Below are 16,713 nucleotides of genomic sequence, written 5' to 3'. Positions count from 1 at the left end.
AAAAAAGCCTGCATGGTGGGGCCATGCAGGCGCGTTTCAGGATTTTACTGCGTAAGGGCGGCGCAGGACCAGTGTGGCCCAGTCACCTTCTGTAAAAGTGTGCTCCAGCACCAGCCCAAGCCTGCGATGCGCGGCCAGAACCATGTGAATCTGGGTGCGGAGCAGGCCCGCTAGAATAACCGTACCGCCGGGGGCCAAATTATGGGCCAGATCCTTGGCCATCAGGCACAGCGGGCGGGCGAGGATGTTGGCGAACACCAGATCATAGGGGGCCTTGTGGCGGATTTCTGGCGTTCTCCAGCCATTGCCCAGACGGCAGGTGAGCATGTGGCCCAGCCCGTTCCGTTCCGCATTTTGTGCGGCCACGCGGACAGACCATGGCTCAATATCCACTGCCAGAACTTTTTTATGCAGCAGAGCCGCCGCTGCCATGGCCAGAATGCCGGAGCCGCAGCCAAGGTCCAGAATGCGGCGTGGTTTGCGGTAGGCAATCCGCTCCAGCGCCCGTAGACAGCCACGGGTAGAGCCATGCTCGCCCGAACCAAAGGCCACGCCGGCATCCAGCGTGAGCGCAATGCGCGTGGGGTGTTTCACGTCCGGCAGATGTGTGCCGCGGATGACAAAGCGTTGCCCGACATCCTGCTCAGGGAACGATTCATACGTGCGGGCCAGCCAGCCTTCGGCCTCTGTGGCGTCGCGTTCCAGCGGGGCGTTCACACCGCTGGTCAGGTGCGCCAGTACGAGGGCCGCGGCCAGTTCATCCTCCCGGTGTCCGGCGTCTTTCACACCTTCCACGCGCCAGAGCGTGCCTTCCGGGTTGGCTTCAAAAATACCAACTGTGGTGCAGACGCTGCCAATCGCGTTTTCATAGGCTTCTACGGCGGATTCCGGAACGGTGACCGCAACCGTTTCCAGAGCGGTGGCATGACGACGGGGAGCAACGGCCATTAAAGTTTCTCTAAAAAGGAGGTGAGGAGATGTTTGATGCCAAGACCTTCAAACGCGACATCAACATGATGGTGATCGGCTGAGACAATAATGCCTTCCCCAAAGCGCGGGTGGCGCACGCGCTCGCCCAACTGGAAAGACGGGGTGTTTCCGGCCAGCGGATCCCGGCGTCTACGGGCGACCAATGGCGCGCCCCCGACAAAGACAGAGTCGGACAGGTGCCGGGCGCGGTGGGAGGCATCACGCTCTTCCTGCCGGATAACGTGCTCGTCTGGCAGTTCATCCAGAAAGCGGCTGGGGATGGAATCCTGCCAGTTGGCGTAAACGCGCCGCCGGGCCGCATGGAAAATCATGGCGTGTTTGCGCGCACGGGTAATGCCCACATAGGCAAGCCGACGCTCTTCCTCCAGCCCGGAATTACCGCCTTCATCCAGCGTGCGCTGGGAGGGGAAAACTCCTTCCTCCCAACCGGGTAGAAAGACCACATCGAACTCCAGCCCCTTGGCCCCGTGCAGGGTCATGAGCGAGATGCGGGCATCACCGGCGTTTTCGTCATGCTCCATGACCAGCGCCACATGCTCAAGAAATTCCCCCAGCGTGCCGAAATCGGCCAGAGCGCGGACCAGCTCCTTCAGGTTTTCCAGCCGACCCGGCGCTTCCGGCGAGGTATCGGCCTGCCACATAGCCAGATAGCCACTGGCTTCCAGCAGATGTTCCACGGCCACCACGTGGCCTTCCCGCGCCAGAATATCGCGCGTGGTATCTAGCGCGTTCACCAACTCCTGAACCTGATCCCCCACTTTCCCTTTCAGCACTTTTTCCGCCAGCAGGGTGCGGGTGGCGGTGGTCAGGGGAACCTGATGGCTGCGGGCGGCGGCATGGAGTTTCTGCACACCGGCAGGCCCCATGCCGCGCTTGGGAGTGTTGAGGATGCGTTCAAAGGCCAGATCATCCGCAGGCTGGCTGAGCACACGCATATAGGCCAGAGCATCCCGGATTTCGGCGCGTTCATAAAACCGGACGCCGCCCACAATGCGGTAGGGCACGCCGCTCTGCACGAGCTTTTCTTCAAAGGCTCGGGTCTGGAAACCGGCCCGGACAAGAATGGCCATTTCCGCCAGAGAATGGCCGTCACGCTGCATTTTTTCGGCCATGGCGCAGACATCACGCGCTTCATGGTCGGAATCACTCACGCCGACAACGAGCACTTTTTCGCCGTCAGAATCCTCGCGCCCGGAGCGAAGGGTTTTGCCCAGCCGTTCATCATTATGGGCAATCAGACCCGCCGCAGCGCCCAGAATATGCCGGGTGGAGCGGTAATTGCGTTCCAGCCGGACAATATGCGCACCGGGGAAATCCTTTTCAAACCGCAGGATATTGCCCACCTGCGCGCCACGCCAGGAATAGATGGACTGATCATCATCCCCCACGCAGCAGATATTGGCGGGCTCGCCGGGGCGCAGGGCGAGCAGCCGCAGCCAGAGATACTGGACCGTGTTGGTATCCTGATATTCATCCACCAGAATATAGCGGAACAGGCGCTGATACTGCGCCTGCACATCGGGCCGCGTACGCAGGATTTCGGTGACATGGAGCATCAGGTCTCCAAAGTCACAGGCATTGAGTTGGATCAGCCGTTCCTGATAGGCCCGATAGATGGCGCGGCAATGGCCATCGGCAAAGTCGGAATCTTCAGAATCCGTTACGCGCTCGGGTGTCAGGCCGCGATCTTTCCAGCGTTGAATAACGCCTAGAATACCGGGGGCGGGCCAGCGTTTGGTGTCAATCTGGAAGGGCGCGATAATCTGTTTGAGCAAGCGGAGCTGGTCGTCCGTATCCAGAATGGTGAAGCTGCTTGTCAGCCCCACATAGTCCGCATGACGGCGCAGCATCCGTGCGCACAACGCATGAAAGGTGCCCAGCCACAGCCCTTCCGCAGGGTTGCCCAGCAGTAGGGAAACGCGCTCCCGCATTTCCTTGGCGGCTTTGTTGGTGAAGGTCACAGCCAGAATCTGCCAAGGTTTGGCACGGTTTGTCAGCAGAATATGGGCAAAGCGCGTGGTCAGCACGCGTGTTTTGCCAGTACCGGCTCCAGCCAGAACCAGCAGGGGGCCATCCGTTGTTTCAATCGCGGCGCGTTGTTCAGGGTTCAGACGTGCGAGATAGGACTCGCCTTGGCCCGAGGATGATGAAAAAAGCGCGGAGGAGGGGTGTTCGGACATATTCACTCCGCCCTTATATCGTCTTGAAAGCCTGAGGCCAATCGGAGCAGTGGCATGGTGTCCTCCGAAAATGGAGAAAGACCGAACAGTTTTGACAGTATGGAGGCGGAGTCTTTTCCCTCCACCGGGCCTATGGGGCACCGGCAACGGATGCGTGCGCGGGTGCTGAGTGCGGGAGTGTCCTCCCTCGCGGATTACGAAGTGCTCGAAATGTTGCTTTTTCCGGGCATACCCCGGCGGGATACTAAGCCTTTGGCCAAGGCGTTGATCAACCAGTTCGGGTCTCTGGCGGCCGTGCTGGAAGCCCCGGCGGAGGCCCTGAAAGCCGCGGGAGCCACGCGGGGAAACGTGGCGTTGCTGGGGCTGGTGCCGCTGGCGGCTGACCGTCTGGCCACACCGGAAGAACCTGTGCGGCCAGACCTTGGAAGCTGGGACAAACTGCTGGCCTATTGCTCCGCGCATCTGGCAATGGCTGTGGCGGGTTCCCTGCATGTGCTGTTTCTGGACAGCCGCAACCAGTTGCTAGCCGATGAAGTAGTGAGAACGGAAGAGCCTCCAGCTTGTGGAGGGGAATCTGAGGTTGGGGCCATTCCCGTGCAGCAGGTTGTGGCGACAATCTTGCAGCGCGCACTCGCCCTGCATGCCTGTTCATTGATTACTGTAAGAGTGGCCGCAGCGGATGTACAGCCGGACCGCCAGCTTCTGCATGATGGCACACTCGTACAGGCCCTTTTGCAGGCAGCGCCTTTGCTGGCCGTGACCATGCATGACCATGTGGTGTTGAAAGGCCGCCGCTGGCGCAGTTTTCGGCATCTGGAGCAGCAGGCATGGTGAGCCGGTTGCCGAAAGGGAAAGGCAGACCGCCGAGATCGGAATTGGCGGATATGGCTGGGTTCAAATTTCAGGGCAAGGCGCTGGAGACTTTGTCGCCCTTGTCGGATTTACCATTTTTGTCAGGCTTGGCAGATGCTGGACTGTCAGTAAGCGTTCCAGACGACCATAAAATCCTCACGCAACTGGTAACACTTGTGGCCCCTCGGCACCCGTCTGCGGAAGTCTTGGCGGCGTCTCTGCTGCGCCAGTTTGGGTCTCTGGCCGCACTTTTATCCGCGCCAGATCAGGTCATGCAGGAGGCTGTAGGGCAGACACCAGCCCTGCGTGTCACGCTACGCCTTGTGCAGGAAGCCGCTGTGCGCCTGCACAAGGCGCGGTTGAAGCGCGCGGGTGTGTTGGCAAACAGGACACAGCTAAAGGCGTATCTGAGTGCCATGCTGGCGCATGAGCGGATTGAGCAGGTGCGGGTGTTGTTTCTGGATGCGGCACACCGGCTTCTGGCCGATGAAATGCTCGGGCGCGGCACGGTGGACCATACGCCGATCTACCCTAGAGAAGTGATGCGGCGCGCGCTGGAGCTTGAAGCGCGTATTCTCGTGCTTGTTCACAATCACCCAAGCGGAGACCCGTCTCCCTCGCAGGACGATATCCTCATGACACAACGGATCACACAGGCCGCCAGCCTTCTGGGCATGACGGTGTGGGACCATGTGATTATCGGCAGTGGTCGGCTGTTCAGCCTGAAGGAAGAAGGGTTTTTCTGAGGCGGTGAGTTATGCGCCGCGTCCTTCCTGCTCAGTGCCTTGTATTCCAGCTTTGTCCGTCAGTCTGTCAATCTGCCTGCCTGCCTGCCTGTCTTGTTCGTCAGTCTTGTGTGCCAGCCTTATCTGCCAGCGGGCCAAGGGCATCCTGAACGCCCAGTGCGCCGGGCAGGCTGCCATAGGGGAACAGAATGTTGACGTGCCCCATCTTGCGGCCCACATGGGCTTCCGTCTTGCCATACAGATGCGGGATATGCCCCGGTGTAGCGATAATGTCAGGCCACAGGGCCATATCGTCCGGGCCAACCAGATTTTTCATGACAGCATCTGAATGGCGCAGGGCCGGGGGCAGGGGCAGACCGGCCACGGCGCGGATATGCATGTCAAACTGGTCCGCCGGGCAGGCATCCATGGTCCAGTGGCCGGAATTATGCGGGCGCGGGGCAATTTCATTCACCAGCAGGTTGCCTGCGCGGTCAATGAACATTTCCACGCCCATAATGCCGATAAGGTCGAGTTTTTCCGCAATGGCGGTCGCAAGCGTTTGTGCCCGCTGCGCTGTTTCTTCCTGCACCGGAGCGGGAGCCAGCGTGAGGTCCAGAATACCTTCCCGGTGGTAATTAAGGCCGGGCGCGAAACAGCGCGTTGTGCCGTCCGTGCCGCGCGCAACCATCACGCTGATTTCGCACGCGAAATCCACCATGCCTTCCGCTACCAGCGGGTGGGGCGCAAGGGAGGCAAAGGCGTCTTCCAGTTGGGAGGCCTCATACACCCGGACCTGCCCTTTGCCGTCATAGCCGTTGCGAGTGGTTTTCAGGATAAAGGGATAGCCAAGTGTTTCAGCCGCCGCGTGCAGGGAGACCGTGTCGGTAACCGCCATCCACGGAGCCAGCGGAATATCGGCCTCTGCAAGAAAGGTCTTTTCCGCAAGCCGGTCCTGACTGATGCGCAGAATGGCACCAGATGGACGCACCGGGCAGTGCTGGGCCAGACAATCCAGCGCATCAGCACTGATATTTTCAAACTCGAAAGTGACAACATCCACAGCGCGCGCAAACGCTTCCAGTGCCTTATGGTCATCATACGCGCCCAGAGTGACCTGATGGGCGACCTGCGCCGCGGGTCCTTCAGCATCCTGCGTTAGAATATGGGCGCGAAAGCCGAGTTTTGCCGCAGCAACAGCGGACATGCGGCCAAGTTGCCCACCACCGACAATGCCGATGACGGCGTTAGGGGCAAGCGCGGAAGACGGTGAACGGGGAGAGGAAGAGGGCATCAGTCGTTTTCAGAAATCGGGGTATTGGCAACGGACGCAGTTTGTAGCGCCCGCCATGTGTCCAGCTTTGCGGCCAGTTCAGGGTCCTGCAATGCCAGAATGGACGTGGCCAGAAGGGCGGCGTTCTTGGCGCCGGAGGCCCCAATTGCCAGAGTGCCGACAGGCACGCCACCGGGCATCTGCACAATAGAGAGCAGGCTGTCCATGCCTTTGAGGGCGCGGGATTCTACGGGCACACCCAGCACGGGCAGGCGGGTCCATGCCGCGCACATGCCGGGAAGATGGGCGGCTCCGCCTGCGCCCGCAATAATGACGGACAGGCCACGGCCCGCAGCATTTTTGGCATACTCGGCCAGCCGGTCTGGCGTGCGGTGGGCGGAGACAATCAGTGTCTCATGGGGAATGTCCATTTCCGTCAGGATGGCATCCGCGTGGCGCATGGTCTCCCAGTCCGACTGGCTGCCCATGATAATGCCGACCTTCGGCGCAAGGCTGGCGTCCTGAGTGGGGGCGGTAGGCTGGGGGGCAGTTTCGCTCACGATGATGCTGGGTCCGGTCTGTGGAAAAATGGTCACGCAATATCGTCGGGGATCAGTTCGCTTTCAAGCCGTGTAATCCGATCTCGGAGCAGTAATTTGCGTTTTTTCAGCCTTTGGAGCTGCAACTGGTCTGTCAGGACCGTACCATCGGTCAGTCGGGAGATGATGGTATCAAGATCACGATGTTCACTGCGGAGTTCATGGAGCTGGCCGAGGAGTGAATCGCGGTCTTTCAGCATTTTAGTCCCTCTCCTGCGTGGCATATGGACTCTGTGTGAACGAGGTTTTTTCAGAGTCTGCCAAGTTTGCAGTCTCTAGTTTTGCGCATGCGTGAGACGGAGGCCAGCGGCAAAAGAAGAAAAATTAGATCTGCACTTAAATCATACCTAGCGTGCGCGAAATGTGAAAAAAACATGAAAAAACACGCGGGGAGTGCGTTACCGTGGGACGTCATCAACCGAATGGAGGCAGTCAATGACCTACCAGTCTAGGATTGAGAGTCTGAAATCCCGCCACTCACGGATCGATAAAAAGATCTCATCAGAAGGCGGACGACCCAGACCGGATGAACGTGTTTTGATGTGTCTCAAATTGCAGAAGCTGCGCCTCAAGGAAGAAATTGAGCGCCTGTCTACCTGACAGAAGACCGTCTCTCTGAGCCCCGGCAGAATGATGCGGGCAGAGGAGGCTTAAGTGTTTCTCTCACCAGAGAGGAAATTTTTAAAACAGCCAGAAACTGGCCAGATAAGGCACTGGCGGACATAAAGTTCGCCAGTGCCGTGGGGAATTACTCTTCCCCGCCTGCTGCTTCATGTTCCATCAGATCCATCGGCGGCGGCTGCGGAATTTCCTGCCCGTCGCGCTCAAGACGTGTTGTGGCCGCCGTCACGGCGGCGTTCAGGTCCGTCTGGCTGCACAGGCCGATGGTCACTGGGTCACGCGGTTTGATGTTGGGCGTGTTCCAGTGCTGCTTGTCACGCACTTTGGCAATGGTGTCCTTCGTGGTGCCCAGCAATTTGACAATTTGCAGGTCATTCAACTGCGGGAAGTTGCGCAGCAGGAAGGCAATACCATCCGGACGGTCATGCCGTTTCGCTACCGGCGTATAGCGCGCGCCTTTGGAGCGACGCTTGACGGGGTTATTCGTTGCCAGAATTTTCAGCCGGGCGTCAGGGTTAGCTTCGCAGCGGGTTATTTCTTCCTGCTTGAGCTGGTGGTTGGCAACAGGATCATACCCGACAATCCCCTGAGCAACCTCACCATCGGCAATAGCCTGCACTTCCAGCGGGTGCATGCCGCAGAACTCGGCAATCTGAGTAAAGCTCAGGGCGGTTTTTTCAATCAGCCACACTGCGGTGGCCTTGGGCATCAGCGGTAAGGTCGTCATTGCTTCCATCCTGTCGTCGGTCGGCGCTTGCGCAGGCACCGGAGAAACTGACGGTCCGGAAACCTTTCCGAAGGCCCGCGTGCCTGCCGGCGCGCATCTGTGGCGACGATATGGGGGGAGCGTCCCCCACAGGTCAAGCGACAAATGAACTCTTAGAAAAAAGGAGGAACCGAAGCTCCTCCTTTTTTACACTTTCAAGCGGGGTCTGATTATGCCGCCACAGCTGAAGGCTGAGCGTCAGCCAGTGGATGCGGGCTGATCTGCTCCGGTGTAGGCGCGCCGGTTTGGGTTGTGAGACCGCTCTGTAAGCCACTCTGCATCCCAGACTGTACGGGAATGCGGCGTGGTTTGAGGGCTTCAGGCACAATTTGCCGCACAGCAATGCGCAGCAGGCCGTTATTCATATCAGCACTGGTGACTTCCACATGGTCCGCCAGCGCGAAGCGCCGTTCAAAAGCGCGCCGCGCGATCCCGCGATACAGAATTTCCCCTTCATTCTGCGGGTCATTCACACGGCCGGAGACGATCAGCGTATTGTCCTGTACAACCAGTTCAATATCGTCCGGGCCAAATCCGGCAATGGCCATAGTCAGGGCGTAGCTGTCACTCCCGGTTTTGGCGATGTCGTAGGGCGGGTAGCTCGGGGTGGCTGCACTCCGGGCTGCGGTGTCCATCACCTGTGCTAGGCGGTCAAAGCCAATCGCGGTGCGGAAAAGCGGTGCAAAATCGTAACTCATGGTTAAAAAACCTCCTCGTTCAGCAAGGTCTTGCCACAGGATTGCCCCCGGTCTGGCGGGCGTGCTGTGGCAGGGCAAAACAAGAGGAAAACCCCATTTTCGGGCATTTTCCTCTAGGCTAAACGTGGAAAACCCCGCCTCCTGATTCAAGAGGCGGGGTTCCGTATTTTTTAACTGATCGGATAAAAAAGGGTAGATCAGCCTTTTGAGCGCGTGCCGATACCAGCAAAGCGCTTGTTGAACTTTGCGACCTGACCCCCGGTGTCCATCATGCGCTGTACACCTGTCCATGCCGGGTGGGACTTTGTGTCCACGTCCAGACGGAGCGTGTCACCAGCTTTGCCTGCGCAGGAGCGGGTTTTGTATTCGGTGCCATCGGTCATGACGATGGTGATTTCGTGGTAGTCAGGGTGAATGCCGGGTTTCATGTGTTGCGTCTTTCCGTTCAAAAGGCTGTCCCGATACCGACCGGGCTATGCGTGCGAGTGCGTATAGCCGTCTGTGCCAGTGGGATCAACAACTCTATGCGGCTTTCTGTCCGGTTTTTGCGGGCTGTAGGCCGGAAAAACGTGTCTGTGTTGCTCTAACACTGTCGTCTCGAAAGAAAAATCAGCGAATCGAAATGGTTTCACTTGTTAAAAAGGGTTCATGATGGATACAGACAGCAGACATTTTGTTTTCGAAAAGGATAAAGCGACTTATGGCTGATCTTAAATCTGACATTAAATCTCACATGCATACACCCGGCTGGGTAGGCGAATTCCGCGCCTTTATCATGCGTGGTAATGTTGTTGATCTGGCGGTCGGTGTCATCATCGGTGCAGCCTTCACGGCAATTGTGAACAGTCTGGTAAAAGATGTTTTCAACCCGCTGCTGGGTCTGGTTATTGGCGGTATTGATTTCTCCAACCTCTTCCTCACTCTGAAGGGGCCGCATCTGGCAACACTGGCGGAAGCCCAGAAAGCCGGCGCCGTGACATTGAACATCGGCCTGTTCCTGAATGCAGTCATTCAGTTCCTGATCATGGCGATGGTCATTTTCTGGTTTGTTAAAGTGCTGAGCCGCCTGCAGAAGCAGGGCACCCCCGAGCCGGAAGCGCCTCCTGCTCCGACCAAGACGGAAATTCTGCTTGAGCAGATTCGGGACGAACTGGCTGCCCGTAAAGTCTAAGACTGACTGACTAGCCTGACCCTCAGCGTTCTGCTGGGCGCTGGGGAGATTTACCGGAAAGACAGATATGGGGTAGGCTCGTCGCATGACGCGCTCCCCCTCTGGATTTCCGGTTTTTTTTCGCCTGCTGGCAGGGTTTGCCAGCCTCGCGGCGTTGGCTGGCTGCCAGTCTGCCCCCGGTGCGGTGCAAATAAACCCAACCCCACACACATTGATTTATAGCTACGTGATTGCCAGCGGCATGGCGCGAGGGCAGGTCATGTCCGGGCGTGTGCCTCCGGCGCGCCTTGTGCAAATTGTCAATGCGGACCGGGCGGCATTGGCGGCCATTGTCTATGCCGAATATAATCCCTCCAGCGCCGGGATTAAAAATGCGGGGCAGGCGATGGAGAATTTTCTGGCGGTCATTGAACCGCCCGACTCTTCGCCGACCTCTGTCGTCCGGCGTTAGAGCCGTCCTGCAATCAGGCCCAATCGGCTTGAGTGCAGAAATAAAAAAGCGTTCCGACCGGGAAGGTGCGGAACGCTTTTTGCGTTTTCAGGCGCTTTTGTGCGGAGCCGGTGGTCTGGCGTCCCGCTTCAGGCGCCCCTCGCCCATAAAGAGCAGGAGTGGGGCTGCGATAAAGATGGACGAGGATGTGCCCACCACAATCCCGAACAGCATGGTCCATGCAAAGCCGGACAGGGTAGAGCCACCAAACAGGGCCAATGGCAGGGAGGCCAGAAAGACTGTGCAGGAGGTGCCCAGTGTCCGGTTCAGGGTTTCGTTGATCGACAGATCAATCAACTCCCGCAGCGGCATCGTGCGGTATTTGCGCAGGTTTTCACGCACACGGTCATACACCACCACTTTATCGTTGGTGGAGTAGCCCAGAATGGTGAGAATGGCGGCAACCATCACCAGATCGAACTCAAAGCCGGTAATAACCAGAAAACCCATGGTTTTGGTCAGGTCCAGCACCAGCGTGATCACGGCGCTGAGGGCGAACTCCCACTCAAACCGGAACCAGATATAGCCCAGAATCATCGCAAGGCTCAGGCCGAGAGCCAGCATCCCGTTGCGGAACAGTTCGGACGAGACCGATGCGCCAACGGCATCAGCGCGCAGAACAGTTGTGCCCGGCTGGGCTTCCGCTACGGCATGGCGGACAGTGTCCACAATGGCGTTGGTCTGCTGCTCATCGCCAGCGTCAAGGCGGATCAGCACGTCATCCGGTGCACCGAAGGCCTGAATGGAGGCGTGGGTGACGTTATGCGCGGCCAGTGCGCTGCGCAGTTTGGCGAAATCAGCGGGGCCGGAAGTTTTGGCCTCCACCACAATACCGCCCCGGAAATCCAGCCCCAGTGTCAGGCCGGGGTGCAGGAACAGGACCACGGAGAGCAGAGAGAGTGCTGCGGAGACAATCAGCCCCGCATAGCGCCCGCGCATGAAGTTGATGTGAGTATCCTTGCGCACAAAACGCAGGAGAGGACGTCCAAACATAAGCGCCTCGTCTCAGACCGGCAGGCTGGTCGGGCGCGTGCGCGCATACCAGCGGACCATAAGCAGTCGGGAAAGAAGAAGGGTCGTGAACAGGGTGGTCACGATCCCGATGGTGATGGTCAGCGCAAAGCCACGCACAGGGCCGGTGCCGAACACAAACAGCATGACGTGGGCCAACAGGGCTGTGGCGTTACTGTCCACAATGGTGGAGGTTGCACGCTCAAACCCGGCCTGCATTGCCGCCAGAGGCGTGCGCCCACGGGCCACTTCTTCCCGGATGCGTTCATTGATCAGGATATTGGCGTCCACCGCCATGCCCAGTGTCAGCAACATCCCGGCCATACCCGGCAGGGTCAGTGTTGCTTCAAACAGGGACAGGATGGCCACCATCAGCACAAGGTTGGCCAGCAGGGCGATGTTCGCATACCAGCCAAAGCGGCCATAAAACAGCGCCATGAACAGGATAACGAACACAAAGCCTGCCGCCAGACTGAGTATGCCAGCCCGGATGGAATCGGCACCAAGAGACGGGCCAATGGTGCGCTGCTCCATCACGCTTAGCGGGGCGGGGAGCGCGCCTGCGCGGAGCATCAGGGCGAGGTCCGTTGCTTTCTGGGCATCAAACCCGCCGGTAATCTGCCCGCTACCGCCGGTAATGGGGGAGCGGATGACCGGCGCTTCAATCACCTTGTTGTCCAGCACAATGGCGAAGCGACGCCCGACATTGGCCTGCGTTATGGTGGAGAAGGCGTGGGTGCCGATGGAATCGAAGGAGAACGTCACAGCCCATTCGCCGCTCTGGGAATCAATCACAGCGCCTGCGTTGGTCAGGTCCGTGCCGTCCACATCCACATGGTCATAAACCGGCAGCGGCGGGCCTTCACCTTCGGTCGCCATCGGCAGAAGGCTGACGCCGGGAGGCGCTGCCGTGGCGTGCATGGGGTTGGGGTCCACCAGCCGGAAGGTCATTTTCGCGGTGGTGCCCAGCAGGGTCTTGATGCGCTCAGGGTCACTCACGCCGGGGAGTTCAACCACAATGCGGTCATCACCCTGACGGGTAATTTCTGGGTCCACCGCGCCAGTGGCGTCAATGCGGCGGCGCACAATCTCGATGGACTGCGTCACAGCTTCACGCGCGCGGGCTTTCAGCGCTTCCGGTGAGAGGGTGAGGATAATGCTGCCATTATCCTGTTTTTTCACCGTGAATTCGTTGGGGACGACGCGCGGCAGCTTGTTGAGGGCTGCGAGGTCGGTGTCCGTTTCAGACGCATCACGCGGCATGAAAGAGACCGTGCTGGCATCCGCATTGGTCGTGATGTTGCGGTAGCCAAGCTGGGATTTCAGCAGCGTTTCCCGCGTGCTGTCCGCAAGGGTCTGCAATCTGTCATGCGTCAGGCTTTTTAGGTCCACCTGCATAAGGAGGTAGGACCCGCCGCGCAGATCCAGCCCCAGATGAATCTGGCGCCAGGGCATGGAGGGAAACGGGTTGCGCAGACCATTGGGCAGGCAGAGCAGCAGCCCTAAAAGGCACACACCCAGTACCGAGGCCAGTTTGAGGCGGCTGTAATACATTCTCACCTGATCGATCGATTTTTGTCGCCCGGACCATGCCGCTCCCTTGCGTGTGATGCAACACTCCACAGACATTTGCTGCGTCCGTGTGGGGGATTCGGTGGCAGGACGTGGCGGGGTTGCATCACATTCTGGACTGTTCTTCCGTCTTGCGGAAGGGGCGACAGGGGCACTGGTGATGGGAATTACCGGAGTCGGCGGATAAGAAAAAATTGATGGCTTTTTTGCGGACTGCCACGGTCGTGCGGCGGATATTGACGATTGAGATATCAGAATACGGTGAGGGATGGCGTATCCGGCCTGTGAGACTATTTCAGATGGCCAGAGCAGAGATCCGGCGTGCGGTGTGTGCGCCGGAAAGTGTTATCTTTTTGCCCCCATGCCATCATAGTGTCACTATGAAGCGGCCCGTTCAGAGACAGATACAGTACGGCAGAGCACGGCTTGGACGCGTTTTGAAAACAGGTCTGTAATAAGACTTGCGGGAAGAACATAAAAAGAACAGAAAGATCCACGCGGCTAGGCAGGTAGGCGCGGCTTTGGGATTTTGGCATGAGCCTGCTACCGCTGGCCGGAAAGCCATAAGGCACAGGGTCAGGAAGGTCAGAAAAGATGGACAAGATTTTGCGGGTTGGGGTGATCGGCGCCGGGCATTTCGGGCGGTATCATACCCTTAAGATAAAAGAGGTCGCCCGCGAGACGCTTGTTGGTTTGTTTGACCCGGATGCAAAGCGCGCGGCAGACGTGGCCAAGGAAGCCGGGTGCGCCGTGATGGGCTCCGTTGAAGAATTACTGGCCGCGTGTGACGCCGTGATTGTGGCCGCTCCCGCAGAATATCATTTTGAACTGGCGGCGGAGGCCCTGCGCGCGGGCAAGCATGTGCTGGTGGAAAAGCCGGTGGCGGCAACGCTGGCGCAGGCTGATGAACTGATCACGTTGGCGGAGCAGAGCGGGCTGGTGTGTCAGGTCGGGCATCTGCTGCGCTATTCCGCTGAGCATGAGGCCATTACAAAAAGAATTACCCGGCCCCTTTATATTGAGGCCACCCGCATTGCCCCCTTCAAGCCGCGCGGCACGGATGTATCCGTTATTCTTGATCTGATGATTCATGATCTGGATCTGGTGCTGGCTATTGTGGATAGCCCCATTGCGCAGGTGGATGCGCTGGGGGCGGCTGTCAGTTCCGAGTATGAAGACATTGCCAACGCCCGTGTCCGTTTTGAAAATGGCTGTGTGGCGACCATCACAGCCAGTCGGATTTCCTTAAAGACAGAACGGCGGATGCGGCTGTTTTCTGAAGAAGGTTATCTGTCAGCGGATTTCGGCAAGCGGGAACTGACCATGATTGGCCGGGAGAAAGGCTTGCCGCTACCCGGCACGGGTGGTTTTCGCCGGGAAGCTATTTCATGGAAAGATCATGATTCTCTGTTTGCGGAGCATGAGGCCTTTGTGGCCTCCTGTCTGGACAACGCCCCGGTGAAGGTGGACGCCCGCGCCGGACGGCGGGCTTTGGCGGCTGCTCTGGCTGTGGCGGATGGAATTGCCGATTCACGACGCCGGATGGAGATGTCCGGCCTTATTCACGCAGGCTGAAAAAGTTCGATTGGCTGAAACAATTTATGATCAGCCAAAAACTCCATCTTTTCAAACACAAGCCCTTTTTAAAGGTTTGAGGCTAAAAAAAACACTAGATATAGGGGAGTATATGTCGCATGAACGCGACATATGGTGAGGTGCGAGAGCGCGGGGCAGAGGCCCATGCGCCTCCGTGCCTCCAGACCAGATCACGTAAATGCATAAACCCGGAGCAAGTCACCATGAGTCTGATCGACGTTCAGGAAAATGAGAGCCGTCGTTCTGTGTCTGGCTCCGTGGGCGAAGCGGATTTGTTCGAACCCGGCAAGCTGGAAGACATGGTGCAGTTGCCCGGACACCATCAGGTGCGGGTGGATCGCTCGCGTGATGCGCTGCTGACACCGTTTGGCAAGGCCACGCTGGATAACCGCTACCTGTTGCCCGATGAGAGCTATCAGGATCTCTTCGGGCGCGTGGCCTCCTACTACGGCGCGGATGCCGGGCACGCGCAGCGCATTTATGACTATATGAGCCAGCACTGGTTCATGCCTGCAACGCCGGTCCTATCCAACGGCGGCACCACGCGCGGCCTGCCGATTTCCTGCTTCCTGAATGAAGCCAGTGACAGTCTGGACGGCATTGTTGACCTCTGGAACGAAAATGTCTGGCTGGCCAGCAAGGGCGGCGGCATTGGCTCCTACTGGGGCAACCTGCGGTCCATTGGCGAGAATGTTGGCCGGAACGGTAAAACATCCGGCGTTATCCCGTTCATCCGGGTGATGGACAGCCTAACGCTGGCTATCAGTCAGGGCTCCCTGCGTCGCGGTTCCGCTGCGGTGTATCTGCCGGTCTGGCACCCGGAAATTGAAGAATTCGTGGAAATCCGTCGCCCCACAGGCGGAGACCCTAACCGTAAGGCACTCAACCTGCATCATGGTGTGCTGGTGTCTGATGCGTTTATGCGCGCTGTGGAAGCGGGCGAGGAATGGGGGCTGCTGTCCCCACGGGACAATTCCGTTATCCGCAAGGTGTCGGCCCGTGCGCTTTGGATCCGTATCCTCACGGCCCGGATGGAGCAGGGTGAGCCCTATATTGTCTATTCCGACCATGTGAATAACGCCCGGCCTGAACACCACAAGCTGGCGGGGCTTGAGGTCAAAACCTCCAATCTGTGCTCGGAAATCACGCTGCCGACCGGCATTGATCACCACGGTAAGCAGCGGACCGCTGTGTGCTGCCTGTCTTCCCTGAATCTCGAGACATGGGACCAGTGGCATGACAAGCCGCAGTTTATTGAAGACGTCATGCTCTTTCTGGACAACGTGTTGCAGGACTTTATTGACCGCGCACCGCCGGAAATGAAGAAGGCCGCCTATGCGGCCTCGCGCGAGCGGTCCGTGGGCTTGGGCGTTATGGGCTTCCACTCCTTCCTACAGGCCAGAAACGTACCGTTTGAAGGCGTTGTGGCCAAAGTCTGGAACCGCAAGGTATTCAAGCATATTCGTGAGCAGGCCGATGCGGCGTCCCGCAAGCTGGCTGACCTGCGTGGAGCCTGCCCGGATGCTGAGGAATATGGCATCAAGGAACGCTTTTCCAACAAGATGGCAATCGCGCCCACGGCGTCCATTTCCATTATTGCGGGCAATGCCAGCCCCGGCATTGAACCGATTGCGGCCAATGTGTTCCTGCAGAAAACACTGTCCGGCTCCTTTACGGTGCGTAATCGCCACCTTCAGGCGCTTCTGAAAGAAAAAGGGCAGGATACGGATGAAATCTGGTCCTTCATCACCCTGAACAAAGGCAGCGTGCAGGAACTGGACTTCCTGACCCAGCAGGAGAAGGACGTCTTCAAGACGGCCTTTGAACTGGATCAGCGCTGGATTGTGGAACATGCGGCCGACCGCCAGCCTTATGTCTGTCAGGCGCAGTCGGTCAATCTGTTCCTGCCCGCTGATGTGCATAAGCGCGATCTGCACCAGATCCACCACATGGCGTGGAAGAAGGGGCTGAAGTCTCTGTATTACTGCCGGTCCCTGTCCATCCAGCGCGCGGACACGGTCAGCAATGTGCTGACGAAGGAAGGGGTTCTGGCGGCGGAAGCCGCCATGCGGGCCGGTGCCGCCGCACCCGAGGCTCCGGCGACCAACGGGAGCAATTATGATGAATGTCTGGCGTGCCAGTAAGTCTGCATAAACTCTCGTAACCTGA

General features: G+C 58.5%; 17 protein-coding genes. 7 read left to right on the top strand and 10 right to left on the bottom strand.

The features are described from left to right. Positions 1 to 36 precede the first annotated feature (36 nt). The gene (locus tag AD949_RS12550; protein ID WP_048834688.1) at positions 37 to 948 is read right to left on the bottom strand and encodes a 50S ribosomal protein L11 methyltransferase; all 912 of its coding nucleotides are present in this window, start codon (positions 946 to 948) and stop codon (positions 37 to 39) included. Beyond that, positions 948 to 3,170, bottom strand: coding sequence for an ATP-dependent helicase (locus AD949_RS12545; protein ID WP_048834689.1), 2,223 nt, complete (start codon positions 3,168 to 3,170; stop codon positions 948 to 950). The genes AD949_RS12550 and AD949_RS12545 overlap by 1 nt, the downstream gene beginning before the upstream one ends. Positions 3,171 to 3,224: 54 nt before the next feature. Here AD949_RS12545 and AD949_RS12540 point away from each other — a divergent pair, with 54 nt between their 5' ends. Beyond that, positions 3,225 to 4,004: a JAB domain-containing protein gene (locus AD949_RS12540; protein ID WP_052944502.1), complete on the top strand. Its 780-nt coding sequence runs from the start codon at positions 3,225 to 3,227 to the stop codon at positions 4,002 to 4,004. A gap of 50 nt (positions 4,005 to 4,054) precedes the next feature. After that, the gene (locus AD949_RS12535) at positions 4,055 to 4,768 is read left to right on the top strand and encodes a JAB domain-containing protein (protein WP_082064571.1); all 714 of its coding nucleotides are present in this window, start codon (positions 4,055 to 4,057) and stop codon (positions 4,766 to 4,768) included. A gap of 100 nt (positions 4,769 to 4,868) precedes the next feature. Here AD949_RS12535 and AD949_RS12530 read toward each other — a convergent pair whose 3' ends face one another. Genes AD949_RS12530 through AD949_RS12520 form a run of 3 tightly spaced genes read right to left on the bottom strand, consistent with a single transcriptional unit; the run spans position 4,869 to position 6,819 of the window. Continuing rightward, a complete protein-coding gene (locus AD949_RS12530) occupies positions 4,869 to 6,041 on the bottom strand; it encodes a 5-(carboxyamino)imidazole ribonucleotide synthase (RefSeq protein ID WP_048834690.1) in 1,173 nt (390 codons plus the stop codon). Then, the gene (purE, locus tag AD949_RS12525; RefSeq protein ID WP_082064572.1) at positions 6,041 to 6,580 is read right to left on the bottom strand and encodes a 5-(carboxyamino)imidazole ribonucleotide mutase; all 540 of its coding nucleotides are present in this window, start codon (positions 6,578 to 6,580) and stop codon (positions 6,041 to 6,043) included. Before purE ends, AD949_RS12530 begins: the two co-directional genes overlap by 1 nt. Before the next feature lie 32 nt (positions 6,581 to 6,612). Continuing rightward, positions 6,613 to 6,819, bottom strand: coding sequence for a DUF465 domain-containing protein (locus AD949_RS12520; RefSeq protein WP_048834691.1), 207 nt, complete (start codon positions 6,817 to 6,819; stop codon positions 6,613 to 6,615). A gap of 235 nt (positions 6,820 to 7,054) precedes the next feature. Between AD949_RS12520 and AD949_RS13885 the strand changes: the two genes are divergently transcribed. Further along, positions 7,055 to 7,219: a YdcH family protein gene (locus AD949_RS13885; RefSeq protein ID WP_082064564.1), complete on the top strand. Its 165-nt coding sequence runs from the start codon at positions 7,055 to 7,057 to the stop codon at positions 7,217 to 7,219. A 148-nt stretch (positions 7,220 to 7,367) separates the two neighbouring features. Here the strand turns inward: AD949_RS13885 and AD949_RS12515 are convergent, their stop codons facing one another. The 3 genes from AD949_RS12515 to rpmE all read right to left on the bottom strand — a co-directional run bounded on the left by AD949_RS12515 (position 7,368) and on the right by rpmE (position 9,132). Further along, positions 7,368 to 7,967, bottom strand: coding sequence for a DUF1013 domain-containing protein (locus AD949_RS12515; protein WP_048834692.1), 600 nt, complete (start codon positions 7,965 to 7,967; stop codon positions 7,368 to 7,370). A 209-nt stretch (positions 7,968 to 8,176) separates the two neighbouring features. Beyond that, a complete protein-coding gene (locus tag AD949_RS12510; RefSeq protein WP_048834693.1) occupies positions 8,177 to 8,704 on the bottom strand; it encodes an Hsp20 family protein in 528 nt (175 codons plus the stop codon). Between the two features lie 197 nt (positions 8,705 to 8,901). Beyond that, the gene (rpmE, locus tag AD949_RS12505) at positions 8,902 to 9,132 is read right to left on the bottom strand and encodes a 50S ribosomal protein L31 (RefSeq protein WP_048834694.1); all 231 of its coding nucleotides are present in this window, start codon (positions 9,130 to 9,132) and stop codon (positions 8,902 to 8,904) included. A gap of 272 nt (positions 9,133 to 9,404) precedes the next feature. Here rpmE and mscL point away from each other — a divergent pair, with 272 nt between their 5' ends. Together mscL and AD949_RS12495 are read left to right on the top strand one after the other, a co-directional pair. After that, positions 9,405 to 9,875: a large conductance mechanosensitive channel protein MscL gene (gene mscL, locus AD949_RS12500; protein WP_048834695.1), complete on the top strand. Its 471-nt coding sequence runs from the start codon at positions 9,405 to 9,407 to the stop codon at positions 9,873 to 9,875. An 85-nt stretch (positions 9,876 to 9,960) separates the two neighbouring features. Beyond that, complete coding sequence (locus tag AD949_RS12495) at positions 9,961 to 10,326, top strand: hypothetical protein (protein WP_048834696.1); 366 nt, start codon at positions 9,961 to 9,963, stop codon at positions 10,324 to 10,326. An 87-nt stretch (positions 10,327 to 10,413) separates the two neighbouring features. Here AD949_RS12495 and secF read toward each other — a convergent pair whose 3' ends face one another. Both secF and secD read right to left on the bottom strand, forming a co-directional pair. After that, positions 10,414 to 11,358: a protein translocase subunit SecF gene (gene secF / locus AD949_RS12490; RefSeq protein ID WP_048834697.1), complete on the bottom strand. Its 945-nt coding sequence runs from the start codon at positions 11,356 to 11,358 to the stop codon at positions 10,414 to 10,416. Positions 11,359 to 11,370: 12 nt separating this feature from the next. Further along, on the bottom strand, positions 11,371 to 12,936 hold the full coding sequence (secD, locus tag AD949_RS12485) for a protein translocase subunit SecD (protein WP_174766748.1): 1,566 nt from the start codon (positions 12,934 to 12,936) through the stop codon (positions 11,371 to 11,373). A gap of 606 nt (positions 12,937 to 13,542) precedes the next feature. Between secD and AD949_RS12475 the strand changes: the two genes are divergently transcribed. Further along, on the top strand, positions 13,543 to 14,523 hold the full coding sequence (locus tag AD949_RS12475) for a Gfo/Idh/MocA family protein (RefSeq protein WP_048834700.1): 981 nt from the start codon (positions 13,543 to 13,545) through the stop codon (positions 14,521 to 14,523). 224 nt (positions 14,524 to 14,747) lie between these two features. Beyond that, complete coding sequence (locus tag AD949_RS12470; RefSeq protein WP_048834701.1) at positions 14,748 to 16,688, top strand: ribonucleoside-diphosphate reductase subunit alpha; 1,941 nt, start codon at positions 14,748 to 14,750, stop codon at positions 16,686 to 16,688. Positions 16,689 to 16,713 lie beyond the last annotated feature (25 nt).

This window comes from Acetobacter orleanensis (assembly GCF_001581005.1).
GTDB lineage: Bacteria > Pseudomonadota > Alphaproteobacteria > Acetobacterales > Acetobacteraceae > Acetobacter > Acetobacter orleanensis.
The sequence above is the reverse complement of the archived record's forward strand: the minus strand, read 5'-3'. Positions and strand labels throughout refer to the sequence as shown.